The 13,101-nt window shown below is 61.2% G+C and carries 16 protein-coding genes; 12 read left to right on the forward strand and 4 right to left on the reverse strand.

All coding sequences use genetic code 11. The features are described 5' to 3' along the window. Positions 1-112 precede the first annotated feature (112 nt). The 4 genes from ACW9I6_RS23970 (at position 113) to ACW9I6_RS23985 (ending at position 2,142) form a co-directional block, all read left to right on the forward strand. Positions 113-1,018: an alpha/beta hydrolase gene (locus tag ACW9I6_RS23970; protein ID WP_457339915.1), complete on the forward strand. Its 906-nt coding sequence runs from the start codon at positions 113-115 to the stop codon at positions 1,016-1,018. Beyond that, entirely contained in the window at positions 1,015-1,341 is a 327-nt protein-coding gene (locus tag ACW9I6_RS23975) for a hypothetical protein (RefSeq protein WP_003219233.1), read from the forward strand. The genes ACW9I6_RS23970 and ACW9I6_RS23975 overlap by 4 nt, the downstream gene beginning before the upstream one ends. A gap of 112 nt (positions 1,342-1,453) precedes the next feature. Then, on the forward strand, positions 1,454-1,699 hold the full coding sequence (locus ACW9I6_RS23980; RefSeq protein WP_008431105.1) for a hypothetical protein: 246 nt from the start codon (positions 1,454-1,456) through the stop codon (positions 1,697-1,699). Positions 1,700-1,908: 209 nt separating this feature from the next. Continuing rightward, positions 1,909-2,142, forward strand: coding sequence for a hypothetical protein (locus ACW9I6_RS23985; protein WP_008431103.1), 234 nt, complete (start codon positions 1,909-1,911; stop codon positions 2,140-2,142). Between the two features lie 28 nt (positions 2,143-2,170). Here the strand turns inward: ACW9I6_RS23985 and ACW9I6_RS23990 are convergent, their stop codons facing one another. The 3 genes from ACW9I6_RS23990 to ACW9I6_RS24000 form a co-directional block, all read right to left on the reverse strand. Beyond that, positions 2,171-2,956 (reverse strand): OmpA family protein, encoded by a 786-nt coding sequence (locus ACW9I6_RS23990; protein WP_003219227.1) that lies wholly within the window; start codon positions 2,954-2,956, stop codon positions 2,171-2,173. A 55-nt stretch (positions 2,957-3,011) separates the two neighbouring features. Further along, on the reverse strand, positions 3,012-3,440 hold the full coding sequence (locus tag ACW9I6_RS23995) for a DUF4398 domain-containing protein (protein WP_003219226.1): 429 nt from the start codon (positions 3,438-3,440) through the stop codon (positions 3,012-3,014). 284 nt (positions 3,441-3,724) lie between these two features. After that, complete coding sequence (locus ACW9I6_RS24000; RefSeq protein ID WP_003219222.1) at positions 3,725-4,069, reverse strand: hypothetical protein; 345 nt, start codon at positions 4,067-4,069, stop codon at positions 3,725-3,727. A gap of 187 nt (positions 4,070-4,256) precedes the next feature. Between ACW9I6_RS24000 and ppc the strand changes: the two genes are divergently transcribed. From ppc to ACW9I6_RS24035, 7 genes are all read left to right on the forward strand, one after another. Further along, positions 4,257-6,902: a phosphoenolpyruvate carboxylase gene (ppc, locus tag ACW9I6_RS24005; protein ID WP_102368213.1), complete on the forward strand. Its 2,646-nt coding sequence runs from the start codon at positions 4,257-4,259 to the stop codon at positions 6,900-6,902. A 268-nt stretch (positions 6,903-7,170) separates the two neighbouring features. Continuing rightward, entirely contained in the window at positions 7,171-7,818 is a 648-nt protein-coding gene (adk, locus tag ACW9I6_RS24010; protein WP_008431098.1) for an adenylate kinase, read from the forward strand. A gap of 89 nt (positions 7,819-7,907) precedes the next feature. Continuing rightward, positions 7,908-8,594, forward strand: a complete 687-nt coding sequence (gene tsaB, locus ACW9I6_RS24015; RefSeq protein WP_003219215.1) for a tRNA (adenosine(37)-N6)-threonylcarbamoyltransferase complex dimerization subunit type 1 TsaB — start codon at positions 7,908-7,910, stop codon at positions 8,592-8,594. Between the two features lie 160 nt (positions 8,595-8,754). Then, positions 8,755-9,066, forward strand: a complete 312-nt coding sequence (locus ACW9I6_RS24020; RefSeq protein ID WP_003219213.1) for a hypothetical protein — start codon at positions 8,755-8,757, stop codon at positions 9,064-9,066. Continuing rightward, positions 9,066-9,926: a DUF72 domain-containing protein gene (locus tag ACW9I6_RS24025; protein WP_457339916.1), complete on the forward strand. Its 861-nt coding sequence runs from the start codon at positions 9,066-9,068 to the stop codon at positions 9,924-9,926. Before ACW9I6_RS24020 ends, ACW9I6_RS24025 begins: the two co-directional genes overlap by 1 nt. 27 nt (positions 9,927-9,953) lie before the next feature. After that, positions 9,954-10,781, forward strand: coding sequence for an isocitrate lyase/PEP mutase family protein (locus tag ACW9I6_RS24030; protein ID WP_178911505.1), 828 nt, complete (start codon positions 9,954-9,956; stop codon positions 10,779-10,781). A gap of 3 nt (positions 10,782-10,784) precedes the next feature. Continuing rightward, entirely contained in the window at positions 10,785-11,483 is a 699-nt protein-coding gene (locus tag ACW9I6_RS24035) for an extensin-like domain-containing protein (RefSeq protein ID WP_087695213.1), read from the forward strand. A 3-nt stretch (positions 11,484-11,486) separates the two neighbouring features. Here the strand turns inward: ACW9I6_RS24035 and ACW9I6_RS24040 are convergent, their stop codons facing one another. Continuing rightward, positions 11,487-12,107 carry a hypothetical protein gene (locus tag ACW9I6_RS24040; protein ID WP_032898688.1) on the reverse strand — a complete coding sequence of 207 codons (621 nt, stop codon included), beginning with the start codon at positions 12,105-12,107 and terminating at the stop codon, positions 11,487-11,489. 96 nt (positions 12,108-12,203) lie between these two features. Between ACW9I6_RS24040 and ACW9I6_RS24045 the strand changes: the two genes are divergently transcribed. Next, entirely contained in the window at positions 12,204-12,986 is a 783-nt protein-coding gene (locus ACW9I6_RS24045; protein ID WP_003219204.1) for a class I SAM-dependent methyltransferase, read from the forward strand. The last annotated feature ends 115 nt before the right edge of the window (positions 12,987-13,101 follow it).

Here is a 13,101-nt window from a genome sequence, read left to right on the forward strand (position 1 = left end):
TCAGCAACAGATGTGGTTACTGAATCACCGCATTCGCGAGCAAGCCCGCTCCCACCTTTGATCTCCATAGGTCTTCAGGATCGTTCCCAACCCATTCACGAGGCTTCAACGGATGAGAATCCTCGGCATTCTTTGCCTGCTACTGACCCTTAACGGCTGCAGCTCCTTATTGTTCTATCCGGAGCGCGGCATGCCGTTCACCCCGGAAAAGGCTCGCCTGCAATACCGTGACGTCACATTGACCACCGCCGATGGCCTGAAGCTCCACGCCTGGTGGCTGCCGGCCAAGGCCGGCGTGCCGCTCAAGGGCACGGTGCTGCACCTGCACGGCAATGGCGGCAATCTCGCCTGGCACCTCGGCGGCAGCTGGTGGCTGCCGGAGCAGGGCTATCAAGTGCTGTTGGTGGACTATCGCGGCTACGGGCTGTCCGAAGGCGAACCTTCGCTGCCGGCGGTTTACCAGGACATCGACGCCGCTTTCAAGTGGATCGACAACGCCCCCGAAACCCAGGGCCAGCCACTGATCGTGCTCGGCCAAAGCCTGGGCGGCGCGCTAGTGGTGCACTACCTGGCGGAACATCCCGAACGTCAGCCGCAGCTCAAGGCGCTGGTACTGGACGGTGTGCCGGCCAGTTATCGTGACGTAGGACAATTCGCCCTCAGCACCTCCTGGCTAACATGGCCGTTCCAGTTGCCGTTGTCGTGGCTGGTGCCGGACGGCGACAGTGCGATCAACGCCATGCCCCGGCTGACCGGCGTGCCGAAATTGTTATTCCATAGCCTGGATGACCCGATCGTGCCGCTCTCCAACGGCATTCGCCTGTATCAGGCTGCGCCGCCACCGCGGGTGCTGCAACTGACCCGGGGTGGCCACGTGCAAACCTTTGCCGACAAGACCTGGCAAACCGTGATGCTGCGCTACCTGGACGACCCCCAGCATTTCAACGGGCTGCGCCGCCTGGGGGAAATCCCCAATTACCCGGCGGCCCCGAATTCCAACGCAGAGAACCCGCAATGAGCGAAGAACGCAACATGATCCCCCTGATCCTCACCGGCATCGGCACCATCATCGGTACCGTTGGCTGCCTGTGGTACTACGGCTATTTGCACTTCGCCAAGCCCGAGGATGCGTTGCTGCTCAGCGACTTCACTATGCTCAAGACCGTGCCGGGCGAGGATTACAAAATCTCCCTGACCCCGGCCGCCCAGGTGGCGCAATGCGTTGATGGCGTACTGGTGCTGTTTGATACCGAACAGAAAGGGCTGACCGGCGTACTGGTCAACAGCAAGAAGCAGGCAGTGCGTTGCATGGGGCAGGAAACGCCGCAATTGGAGCAGTAGCGCGAGTCAAGTGGGAAAGGTCTGGAACCATTTTAAGTGGATTGCCACAGATTCCGTACTGGCCAGCAGCGCTGGATCGGTTATCTCGGATACTTAATTTGGAGTCACTTGAATGGACATTCCTCGCGTAAACAACTCGTCTTCCCCATTCACTGCCGGTGCGGGGGGAGGTGATTCGCGACTTCAGCAATTGGAACAAGATATTCAGAAGTTGAAGAACCAGATCGCCCAAGGAGGCGGTGGTGCACAGGGCGCGCAGGGCGAAGAAAGCCTTGAGGAAAGGCTCAAGAGGCTCGAGGCGGAGCTGGCCCAACTCAAAGGGCAGGAGCAGGATAACTCGGCGCAAGTAAGCTACTGACCCGATGCTCTTGAAGCGCACTGGGACCTCTTGATTCCTGGCCTGCAAATAAAAGAATCCCGCCATTTGGCGGGATTTTTCATGCGGCCTCAAACGATCATTCAGCGACGGAGCGGGCGGCGTGGTGTGCGGGCTGGGCCCTCCGGTGCAGTCGTAGTTGATGATGGAAATATCTGGAACCGTATTGCGTAACGCACCACAGAAGCGATGTGATTTACACGAGTCGGGGCGAGAAGGTGGCGATAGATATTGCTGCAATAAGCAACATGGTGAACATGCTCAGGGGGCACGAGAAGCTGGAAATGCTCGACGCCGAGGATCATAAGCTCAAGCACTTGCTCGACAAGCTGTCGGAACATGGCTACGGCGGGAAGATAGAGCTACCAGCCGAGGATCCCAACCGACCTGTGCGGTTCGACGACCCGAAAAAAAACCCACAGTAACGTGGGTTTTTTTTCCAGCATCAATCGATCAGTTGGCCATCGAAGAACGTGGCTTGACCGGCTGGTTGTCGTTGGAGATGGTCACTTCAACGCGGCGGTTCATGGCGCGGCCCGAAACGCTGCCGTTATCGGCAACCGGGTATTCCTTGCCATAGCCCTGGGTCACGATGCGCGAGATATCCACACCCTGGTTGGCCAGTGCGCGCTGTACCGAAGCGGCGCGGCGCTCGGACAGGCTCTGGTTGTACGAGTCGGAACCGGTGCTGTCGGTGTAGCCTTCGACGATCACTTTACGGTCCGGGTTATCGCGCAGGAACTGCGCCAGCTTGGTGATGTTCACCAGGCCGCTGGACTTGAGGTCCGACTTGTTGGTGGCGAACAGCACGTCACCAAAAGTCACCAGCGTGCCGCGATCAGTCTGCTTGGCGTTCAAGCTGTCTTGCAGTTGCTTGATCTGCGCGTCACGGGCCTGCAGCAGGGCGCGGGCACGTTCGTCACCGGCGTTTTTCAGCTTGGCTTCGGACTCACGCAGGACGATGGTGTCCTTGGCCACTTCAACGCGCTGGTTGGTCAGGTAGGCCAGTTGGTCGACCTTCTTCTGGTCTTCCTTGTCGCGGTAGGCCTTGTCAGCCTTGTCCAGCCAGTCGCTGGCGTCTTTGGTTTCCAGCGCCGCTACCTTGGTAGCTTGCGGGTTGGCTTGCAGGGCCGAGAAGTTGGTCCGAGCGTTTTCCAGGTTCTGGTTCGGCGGGGTGGAGCAAGCCGCCAGAGCAACGCTCATCGCCAGCAGGGCAGGGATCATCAATTGTTTACGCATAGTCGTGTCGTCCTTTCAATTCGGTTTCGGGTGCAATGCAATCAGGGGCGGCGGCTTATTGTTGCGGCTGGATCACAGCCGGGCGCATGCCTTCCTGACGCAGCTCCTGAACAGCTTTCTGGGAATCCTTCACAGCCTGTTCGGCCTTGGCAGCCTGGGCTTTACGCTCTGCTACGCGAGCGTCCCACTCGGACTGTTCGGCCAGGCGACGGGCTTCGTCGTAGTTCTTGTCGTGCATGGCGATTTCAGCTTGCTTCAGTTTGTCCTGGGCAGACTTCATCTCCACGGCTGCGAACTCGGTACCGCCGGCGCTGACAGCGCTGTTCACCGCAGATTGGGTCACAGCGTATTGCTCGGTCGGCGGATTGCCGGCGCAGCCAGCCAGTACGAAGCTGGTGCCGATTGCCAGCGCGGCCAATTTAAGCCCGCGCAGGTGGTTAAACGAGGTTTTGGCAGTGCTGGTCTTCATCGTCTTCAACTCCATTAGGTAACTCCTGAAAAACATCAAATCCATCTCCGGCTTGCAGTGTCTGCGGGGCCCGGCGGTTAGCTCAGGACGCCTATTCAAACGGCTGTTCCAAGTGATGGCTTACTGGCTGTGACCGGAGGCTTTTTTGAATAGTTCAGCGAAGATGGCGATTTGCCTAAAAAAATATTTGACTGAACGGTCAGCGTTTAAAAGTTGGAACTTTTGCATGGCGCAGTGGTATCCAGGGCCTGTGGGAGGCCCTGAATACGGGAGGTCAAGGGTTTTGAGGCGCAGGTTTACTAGTGTTTCTGCTTGTCGGACTGAGCTGACAAATCGTGCAGGTAACGCCGTGACAGGCTGAGAAACCGTGGGGTTGGGCCGACATCCTCATACAGCGGATCGCCTTCCTCATCGGTGGCAATCACCTGCTTGCCCTTGATGTAGGGAAAGCTCGCTTCCAGCTCTTCGAGGGCTGCGCCAATCAACTCGCCGAGCAGTTCTTCGGTATGGCGTTTGGGGTACATCTCGGAGATCGCCGCCAGCCTGGCGGCGGCTTCCACGTCCAGATGGATGGCGTATTCGGTTTTGGTCAGGCGACCCTTGGCGTTTTCTTCCCAATGCTGGGCCAGTTCTCGGATTTTCATGGCAACCTCAATGGAGCCCGCGGTCGGCGGGCGATGATGAGTGACCAGCCGGCCAGCGCGGATAACGCTGCGGCTTACTGTTGAGACTAGCTGCAACTCACAAGGTTTAAAGTTCCTTGTAAGACGTCGCCGTGGGCGGCACTCTTGAAGATCAAAGCGTCCCGGATTTTCTGCTGGAGATTGGCTGATGAGCGATATCGATGCACGTTTGCGTGAGGATGTTCACCTGCTGGGTGAACTGTTGGGCAACACGATTCGAGAACAGTACGGCGATGAATTCCTCGACAAGATCGAGCAGATCCGTAAAGGCGCCAAGGCCGACCGCCGTGGCGCAGCCTCGGAGCAGGTGGCCGGCGAAGAGCTGAGTGCCAGCCTCAATCAACTCAAGGAAGACGAACTGCTGCCGGTGGCGCGGGCCTTCAACCAGTTTCTCAACCTGGCCAACATCGCCGAACAGTATCAGTTGATCCATCGCCGTGATGAATCAACCCCGGCGCCGTTCGAGTCGCGGGTGCTGCCGGAACTGCTGGCGCGCCTGCAGAGTGAAGGCCACAGCAGCGAATCCCTGGCGCGCCAGTTGGGCCGGCTGGAAATCGAACTGGTGCTCACCGCTCACCCCACCGAAGTCGCCCGCCGCACCCTGATCCAGAAATACGACGCCATCGCCGCACAACTGGCCCTGCAGGATCACCGCGACCTCACCACCGCCGAGCGCGAGCAGATCCGCAATCGCCTGCAACGCCTGATCGCCGAAGCCTGGCACACCGAAGAAATTCGCCGCACCCGGCCCACGCCGGTAGACGAAGCCAAGTGGGGCTTTGCGGTGATCGAGCATTCGTTGTGGCACGCCATCCCGAATTATTTGCGCAAGGCCGATCACGCCTTGCACGCGGCTACCGGCCTGCGCCTGCCTCTGGAGGCCGCGCCGATTCGCTTTGCTTCCTGGATGGGCGGCGACCGCGACGGCAACCCCAACGTCACCGCCCCGGTCACCCGCGAAGTGTTGCTGCTCGCGCGCTGGATGGCCGCTGACCTGTACCTGCGCGATATCGATCACCTGGCCTCCGAGCTGTCGATGCAACAAGCCAGCCCGGCATTGCAGGCCAAGGTGGGTGACAGCGTCGAACCTTACCGGGCATTGCTCAAGCAATTGCGTGAGCGGCTGCGCGCCACACGCCAATGGGCCCACACCTCGTTGACCAGCACCACGCCGGCGCCCGCCGATGTGCTGCAAAACAACCGCGACCTGCTCGAGCCTTTGCAACTGTGCTACGAGTCGCTGCATAGCTGCGGCATGGGTGTGATTGCCGACGGCCCGCTGCTGGACTGCCTGCGTCGGGCTGTGACGTTTGGCTTGTTCCTGGTGCGCCTCGACGTACGTCAGGATTCCACCCGCCACTGCGCGGCCATGACCGAAATCACCGACTACCTGGGCCTCGGCCGTTACGAGGATTGGGACGAAGAGGCGCGCATCAGCTTCCTGATGAAGGAACTGGCCAACCGTCGCCCCTTGTTGCCGGGTTACTTCAAACCCTCGGCAGACACCGCCGAAGTGCTGAACACCTGTAAGGAAATCGCTGCCGCACCGGCTGCGTCCCTGGGTTCCTACGTCATCTCCATGGCCGGCGCCGCGTCGGACGTGTTGGCCGTGCAACTGCTGCTCAAGGAGTCCGGCGTACAACGACCGATGCGTGTGGTGCCGTTGTTCGAGACCCTGGCTGACCTGGACAACGCAGGCCCGGTGATCGAAAAACTGCTGCTGTTGCCGGGTTATCGCGCCCGCCTGCAGGGCCCGCAGGAAGTAATGATCGGCTACTCGGATTCGGCCAAGGACGCGGGCACTACCGCCGCTGCCTGGGCGCAATACCGGGCCCAGGAACGGCTGGTGGAAATCTGCCGCGAACAACAAGTCGAACTGCTGCTGTTCCACGGTCGTGGCGGCACCGTAGGCCGCGGCGGCGGCCCGGCTCACGCGGCGATCCTGTCGCAGCCGCCGGGCTCGGTAGCGGGGCGTTTCCGCACCACTGAGCAGGGCGAGATGATCCGCTTCAAGTTCGGCCTGCCGGACATCGCCGAGCAAAACCTCAACCTGTACCTGGCGGCGGTGCTGGAGGCAACCTTGCTGCCACCGCCACCACCGGAACCGGCCTGGCGCCACTTGATGGACGAATTGGCCGCCGACGGTGTCAGCGCTTACCGTGCCGTGGTGCGGGAAAATCCGCAGTTCGTCGAGTATTTCCGCCAGTCCACGCCGGAGCAGGAGTTGGGTCGCTTGCCCCTGGGCAGTCGTCCGGCCAAGCGCCGGGCTGGTGGCATTGAAAGCCTGCGGGCGATCCCGTGGATCTTCGGCTGGACCCAGACCCGCCTGATGCTGCCCGCCTGGCTCGGCTGGGAAGCGGCGTTGAACAATGCCCTGGAGCGTGGCGAAGGCGAGTTGCTGGGGCAGATGCGCGAGCAGTGGCCGTTCTTTCGTACCCGCATCGATATGCTGGAAATGGTGCTGGCCAAGGCCGACGCCGACATCGCCCGGCTGTATGACGAGCGATTGGTGCAGCCCGATCTGCTGCCATTGGGTGCGCACTTACGCGACCTATTGTCGCAGGCGTGCAGTGTGGTGCTTGGCCTGACTGGCCAGTCTCAGCTGCTGGCCCACAGCCCCGATACGCTGGAGTTCATCCGCCTGCGCAACACCTACCTGGACCCGTTGCACCTGCTGCAGGCCGAATTGCTGGCCCGATCGCGGCAACAGGAAGCGGCACAGGACAGCCCTCTGGAACAGGCGCTGCTGGTGTCTGTGGCCGGTATTGCCGCTGGTTTGCGCAACACCGGCTGACATTTATGGCGTGTTCTCAATAGCTTGCAGATACCCCGCGCCGGTCGCCGTAAAATTGGCGACCGGCGTTTTGCTGTCAGGGTTGTACCTGCCTATAAAGCCAGCGCGGCGCGGGTTTCTCCTACTTTCGGCGGCTTGTGTGGTTTGGGCCTGCTGTGTATCTTGATCAGCCTTTGGCCGTTTGTGCGGCCTGGACCCAAAATTTCCGAGATTGGCCCCACGCGGCGAATCCGAGCGTCATCTCTATAAAAAATTGAGGAGCACATCGATGCGCGTCATTCTGCTGGGAGCTCCCGGGGCCGGTAAAGGTACTCAGGCAAAGTTCATCACTGAAAAATTCGGCATTCCACAAATCTCCACCGGCGACATGCTGCGCGCAGCCGTCAAGGCTGGCACCGAGCTGGGCCTGATCGCCAAGAGCGTGATGGACAGCGGAGGCCTGGTCTCCGATGACCTGATCATCAACCTGGTCAAGGAACGCATCAGCCAGGACGACTGCAAGAACGGTTTCCTGTTCGATGGCTTCCCGCGCACCATTCCCCAGGCTGAAGCCCTGGTGAAGGCCGGCGTCGAGCTGGACAACGTGGTGGAAATCGCCGTTGAAGACGAAGAGATCGTGCAGCGTATTGCCGGTCGTCGTGTTCACGAGGCCTCGGGCCGCGTCTACCACATCGTCTACAACCCGCCGAAAGTCGCGGGCAAGGACGATGTTACCGGCGAAGATCTGGTGCAGCGTAAGGACGACACCGAAGAGACCGTGCGTCATCGCCTGTCGGTCTACCATTCCCAGACCAAGCCGCTGGTGGACTTCTACCAGAAACTCTCGGCCGCCCAGGGCAAGCCGAAGTACAGCCACATCGAAGGTGTGGGTTCGGTTGAAGCCATCACTGGCAAAGTACTGGAAGCGCTGATCTGATCGTTCATCCGCTTGATTGACAACGGCCCGCTTGCGGGCCGTTGTTGTTTATACTGACGCACTTTTTTTCAACGTGGATGCATACACCGATGAGCACCTTGCTGGCCCTGGACACCGCGACTGAAGCTTGCTCCGTTGCCCTGCTGCACGATGGCAAGGTTACGAGCCACTACGAGGTGATCCCGCGCCTGCACGCGCAGAAGCTGTTGCCGATGATCAAGCAATTGCTGCTGGACGCGGGCACCACCTTGTCGGCAGTGGACGCCATCGCATTCGGGCGTGGCCCGGGCGCGTTCACCGGCGTGCGCATCGCTATCGGTGTGGTCCAGGGCCTGGCATTTGCGCTGGAGCGTCCGGTGTTGCCGGTGTCCAACCTGGCGGTGCTGGCGCAGCGGGCATTTCGCGAACACGGCGCCAACCAGGTCGCGGCGGCCATCGATGCGCGCATGGATGAAGTGTATTGGGGCTGCTACCGCGAAACAGCTGGCGAGATGCGCCTGGTGGGGGCTGAAGCTGTGCTGTCGCCTGAAACGGCGGCCTTGCCGGCTGATGCCAGCGGCGACTGGTTCGGTGCCGGGACCGGCTGGGGCTACGGCGAGCGCATTGGCGTGACGCTTGCCGGCCAGGATGCGGGGATGCTGCCCCACGCCGAAGACCTGCTGGCCCTGGCACGCTTTGCCTGGGAGCGAGGCGAGGCGATTCCGGCGGACCAGGCGGCGCCCGTGTACCTGCGGGATAAAGTGGCGCAGACCAAGGCTGAACGCGGGATTATTTGACGTCAAAAGTGCGGGCAATTTCAGACAAAAATAGCCAATCGTCAGAATTTGCCCGCGCTTTTAAACCTTTTACCAATTATGTGTTCTAGTTATCACCAGAGCATTTGCGCGCCATGGAAAGCGCCACTAAAATGCCATCACCGATACCGAGTTCGCATGTATGCGCATAGACGGCTTTTCATCACAGTCCTACCCCCTCAAGCGCAAGCCTCGCAAGGCGAACGTGACGGTAGACGACTCCGTCGAAGACTCGCCCGATTTTGTTGAAATCCAGTCTGACAACACTGCTGTTTCAACCCGTTCCCAGGGTTCCGGCGGTGCACGCACCAGCGGCGTTCCTGCCCGCCAGCAAGACATGATCTTCCCGCGCTCCATGAGCAAAAACGTCGCCAATGCCCTGGCCAGCTACCTGACCACTGCCGGCTTTGTCGAATGGGATATGGAAGTGCTGGGCCTCGATATCCATATCTGATGCTGTTGCCTTACTACCTCGGTTGTCCGTCCTGGAGTGAAAACGCCTGGCGCGAATACCTGTATCCCGCCGACGCCCGCTCCAGCGATTACCTTGCCCTGTATTCCCAGGTCTTCAACGCCGTCGAGGGCAACACCACGTTCTACGCCCGTCCTTCCGTCGCTACCGTGCAGCGCTGGGCTGAAATCATGCCCGGGCATTTTCGCTTCACGGCCAAGTTTCCGGGGGATATCAGCCACAGCGGCAACCTGATCGAGCAGTTGCCGGCGGCGGAAAGTTTCCTGGGGTTGATGAGCCCGTTGGGCGAGCGTATTTCGCCGTTGTGGTTGCAGCTGCCGGCCAGTTTCACCCCGCAGCGCCTGGGTGAGCTGGCCGGGTTTATCGACGGGCTGGAGCGACCGTTGGCGGTGGAGGTGCGTCATTCGGAATTCTTCGCCAAGGGCGACGCCGAGCGCAGTCTCAACCGCTTGCTGCGCGACCGCGGTGTCGAGCGCATCTGCCTGGACCCGCGTGCGTTGTTCAGTTGCACCTCCACCTCGGCAGCCGTGCTGCACGCCCAATCGAAAAAGCCCAAGGTGCCGCCTCGCCCGGCGGCGCTGACGCAGTTTCCGCAAGTGCGCTTTATCGGCCATCCGGAGTTGGAAGCCAATGACCCGTTCCTGGTGCCCTGGATTGAAAAGGTTGCCGGCTGGATCGAAGAGGGGCGTATGCCCTACGTGTTTCTTCACACTTCCGACAACCGCCTGGCCGCCCAACTGGCCTTGCGCTTTCATGAGAAATTGATGCTGCGCTTGCCCGGCTTGCCGGCATTGCCCACCCTGCATCGAGAACCCGAAGCGGAGCAACTGGGGTTACTCTAAGGCTCCTTTTCCCGACAGGAGTCAGTCATGGATGCCCAAACCCTTCGCGCCGAAACCTTCAAGGCCCTGCATGAGCGTGACCGCGCGTTCGTGATGCCCAATCCATGGGATGCCGGCTCCGCAAAAATGCTCGCCAGCCTGGGGTTTGAAGCCCTGGCCACCACCAGCGCCGGCTTTGCCTTCAGCCTCGGCCGCCCGGATGCCGAAGGTGCGTTGTCCCTGGAAGACACCTTGGGCAATGCCGGGGCGATCGTCCAGGCGACCTCGCTGCCCGTCGCCGCCGACCTGGAAAACTGCTTCAGTGACACCCCTGAAGGCTGCGCCAAGACTATCCTGCGGGCGGCAGCGACTGGGATTGTCGGTGGCTCCATCGAAGACGCCACCGGAATTGCCGTCGACCCGATCTATCCCTTTGACCTTTCCGTGGAGCGCGTCGAAGCCGCAGTCGCCGCTGCCCGCAGTTTGCCATTCCCCTTCACGCTGACCGCCCGCGCGGAAAACCTCCTGCATGGCCGGCTGGATTTGCCCGACACCATTCGCCGCCTGCAGGCCTACGCCGAAGCTGGCGCCGACGTGCTCTATGCACCGGCCCTGCGCAGTGCCGAGGAAGTATTGGCGGTGGTGAAGGCGGTTGCACCCAAGCCCGTGAATATCTTGATGTCAGGCGCCCTGAAACTCAGCGTGGCGCAGTTGAGCGAGATGGGCGTCAAGCGCATCAGCGTCGGCTCGGCCATGGCCCTGGCGGCTTATGGCGAGTTCTTCAGGGCGGCCCAGGAGGTTCATGAGTTGGGCACGTTTACCTTCACTGAGCGCTCGATGCCGTTCAACCAGGCCAATCAACTGTTCAAGGGCTGAGGCGTGCGTTTCTTCAAGGTGCTGGGCGTGCTGCTGGTGTTGGCAGGTGGTGTGTTGGTTGGCGTGTGGCGGGGCTGGGTGCCGCTGCCCGATGAGTGGAACCCGTGGGCGCCGCTGGACGTGCGGGCAAGCCCGAACCTGCTGACCCGATTCAAGCTTGGGCGTTTGCAGGATGATCCTGCCCTATGTGACCAAGTGCTGAAGACCTCCGGGCTGCGGGTCGCCCATCAGGCGGACAGCCCTGCCGACGCGGCTTGCCCGCTGCGCAATACATTGCGGGTCCAAGGCGCTGATGTCGGCTTGAGCAGCAGCTTTCTCGCCAGTTGCCCGCTGGCCGTGGCGTTCGCCCTGTTCGAGCGCCATAGCCTGCAACCAGCGGCCCAGGCGGTGTTTGGCCAGGCAGTGACGCGGGTCGATCACCTGGGCAGCTTTGCCTGTCGCAATATCTACAACCGCGCCAACGGGCGACTCAGCCAGCATGCGTCGGCCAATGCGTTGGATATCGCCGGGTTTCGCCTGGCGGACGGGCGCACCATCAGTGTGCTCAAGGATTGGCCGGGTGACGGCGAGCGTGCGCGCTTCCTGCGGCAAGTGCGCGACGGCGCCTGCAAGGATTTCAATGTGGTGTTGAGCCCGGATTACAACGCCGCCCACCGTAATCACTTTCATCTGGACATGGGTCGGTGGTGGGTGTGTCGCTGAGGGTCAGGCGGCCAGGCGCAGGTTGTGCAGGATCAGCGGACGCGCCCAGCGGCTGTCGAAATCCAGGGCTTTCTGTTGCTCAACCAGCTCTTCTGCCGGGAACGGTGGCGGTGGTGGTGGCAGCAGGTCCAGTTCGAATTCGGCGATCGGCAAATGCAGCGGGCGTGGTTGCGGCGCGGGACCCGGTTCGGGCAGCGGTTGGCCGGCGGTCAGGACGATCGGGCGCACCCAGGCGCTTTCGAAGTTTTGCTGCTTTTGCTGGGCGACCACTTCTTCCGCCGGGTACGGTGGCGGGGCCGGTGGCAGCAGTTCCAGTTCGAATTCGGCGATAGGCAGGAACAGCGGCTCGGGCGGGGCGATCTCGGTGTCTGTCACATCACAGGCGCGCTGGGTGACGATCTGCGACAGCAGGTCACTGCCTTCGCTGGGTTCTACCGCCGGGTCCACAGGTTTCGCCACCGACTTGGCGAGCGCGCCCGGCGTGTCGCCGAGCTGTTCGGCCAACGCCTGGGCGAAGAAGTCCTGCCACACATGACTGACGCCGGCCAGCGCTTGGGTATTGCGCAGGCCGAAGTGGTTGTGGGTCGGCAGTACACCGGTGAATAGCGAAGGAATGTCTGACATTTCTCTCGATCGTCGCTCAGCTCTGGCAAAATGCCGGATCCTTTTTTTTATCGGCCGCTTTTTGCCGATCCTTAATATTTTTGAGCGTAGTCACCGATGAGCGAACAACCAGCGGCCAGCCGCATTCGGGTCGAGGCCTTGGCCGAAGGTTTTCAGGCGCGTGCGCAGCACTGGGCCGAGCAGCTGGGGTTGCCTTTGCAACTGGATGAGGCGGACTTTGCCTTGCAGGTGGGGGAGCAGGGGCTGCAGTTGCAACAGCTGGGGCCTGAGGCGCCGGGGCCGGTGCGGGTGGATTTTGTGGAGGGTGGGGCGGCGCACCGGCGTCTGTATGGCGGCGGCAGCGGGCAAATGATTGCCAAGGCGGTGGGTGTGGCGCAGGGCGTGCGCCCCAGGGTGCTGGATGCTACCGCCGGGTTGGGAAAGGATGCATTTGTGTTGGCCAGCCTGGGTTGCGAGATGAGCCTGATTGAACGCCAGCCGTTGATTGGGGCGTTGCTGGAAGATGGATTGGCGCGAGGTGCAGAGGATTTTGAGGTGGCGCCGATTGTGGCGCGGATGAGGTTGCTCAAGGGCAACTCCATTGAGGTGATGCGCGATTGGGAGGGGGAGCCGCCTCAGGTGATTTATCTGGATCCGATGTTTCCGCATCGGGAGAAGACGGCGTTGGTGAAGAAGGAGATGAGGTTGTTTCGGCCGCTGGTGGGGGATGATCCGGATGCGCCGGCGTTGTTGGCGGCGGCGTTGGCTTTGGCCAGTCATCGGGTGGTGGTCAAGCGGCCGCGTAAGGCGCCTTGTATTGAGGGGGTGAAGCCGAGTCATGCGTTGGATGGGAAATCCAGTCGGTATGACATTTATCCTAAGAAGGCGCTGAAGTCCTGAGGGTTGGGTACATATCCGTTATTTAGGTAACGGCTGCTTATGGTTTCGCTCTTACAGCGACTCACTTTGGAAAAGCCCCAAAGTAAGCAAAGGGCTCTGCCCCGCCTGTCGGCGC

The organism is Pseudomonas sp. SDO5522_S412 (genome assembly GCF_054071215.1).

Coding starts and splice junctions, on each gene's coding strand:
- tsaB (WP_003219215.1), top strand. CDS start 7,908: ATGAGCACCTTGCTGGCCCTGGACACCGCGACTGAAGCTTGCTCCGTT.
- ACW9I6_RS24030 (WP_178911505.1), top strand. CDS start 9,954: ATGGATGCCCAAACCCTTCGCGCCGAAACCTTCAAGGCCCTGCATGAG.
- ACW9I6_RS24045 (WP_003219204.1), top strand. CDS start 12,204: ATGAGCGAACAACCAGCGGCCAGCCGCATTCGGGTCGAGGCCTTGGCC.
- ACW9I6_RS23970 (WP_457339915.1), top strand. CDS start 113: ATGAGAATCCTCGGCATTCTTTGCCTGCTACTGACCCTTAACGGCTGC.
- adk (WP_008431098.1), top strand. CDS start 7,171: ATGCGCGTCATTCTGCTGGGAGCTCCCGGGGCCGGTAAAGGTACTCAG.
- ACW9I6_RS24040 (WP_032898688.1), bottom strand. CDS start 12,107: ATGTCAGACATTCCTTCGCTATTCACCGGTGTACTGCCGACCCACAAC.
- ACW9I6_RS24025 (WP_457339916.1), top strand. CDS start 9,066: ATGCTGTTGCCTTACTACCTCGGTTGTCCGTCCTGGAGTGAAAACGCC.
- ppc (WP_102368213.1), top strand. CDS start 4,257: ATGAGCGATATCGATGCACGTTTGCGTGAGGATGTTCACCTGCTGGGT.
- ACW9I6_RS23995 (WP_003219226.1), bottom strand. CDS start 3,440: ATGGAGTTGAAGACGATGAAGACCAGCACTGCCAAAACCTCGTTTAAC.
- ACW9I6_RS23980 (WP_008431105.1), top strand. CDS start 1,454: ATGGACATTCCTCGCGTAAACAACTCGTCTTCCCCATTCACTGCCGGT.
- ACW9I6_RS24020 (WP_003219213.1), top strand. CDS start 8,755: ATGCGCATAGACGGCTTTTCATCACAGTCCTACCCCCTCAAGCGCAAG.
- ACW9I6_RS23975 (WP_003219233.1), top strand. CDS start 1,015: ATGAGCGAAGAACGCAACATGATCCCCCTGATCCTCACCGGCATCGGC.
- ACW9I6_RS24000 (WP_003219222.1), bottom strand. CDS start 4,069: ATGAAAATCCGAGAACTGGCCCAGCATTGGGAAGAAAACGCCAAGGGT.
- ACW9I6_RS23990 (WP_003219227.1), bottom strand. CDS start 2,956: ATGCGTAAACAATTGATGATCCCTGCCCTGCTGGCGATGAGCGTTGCT.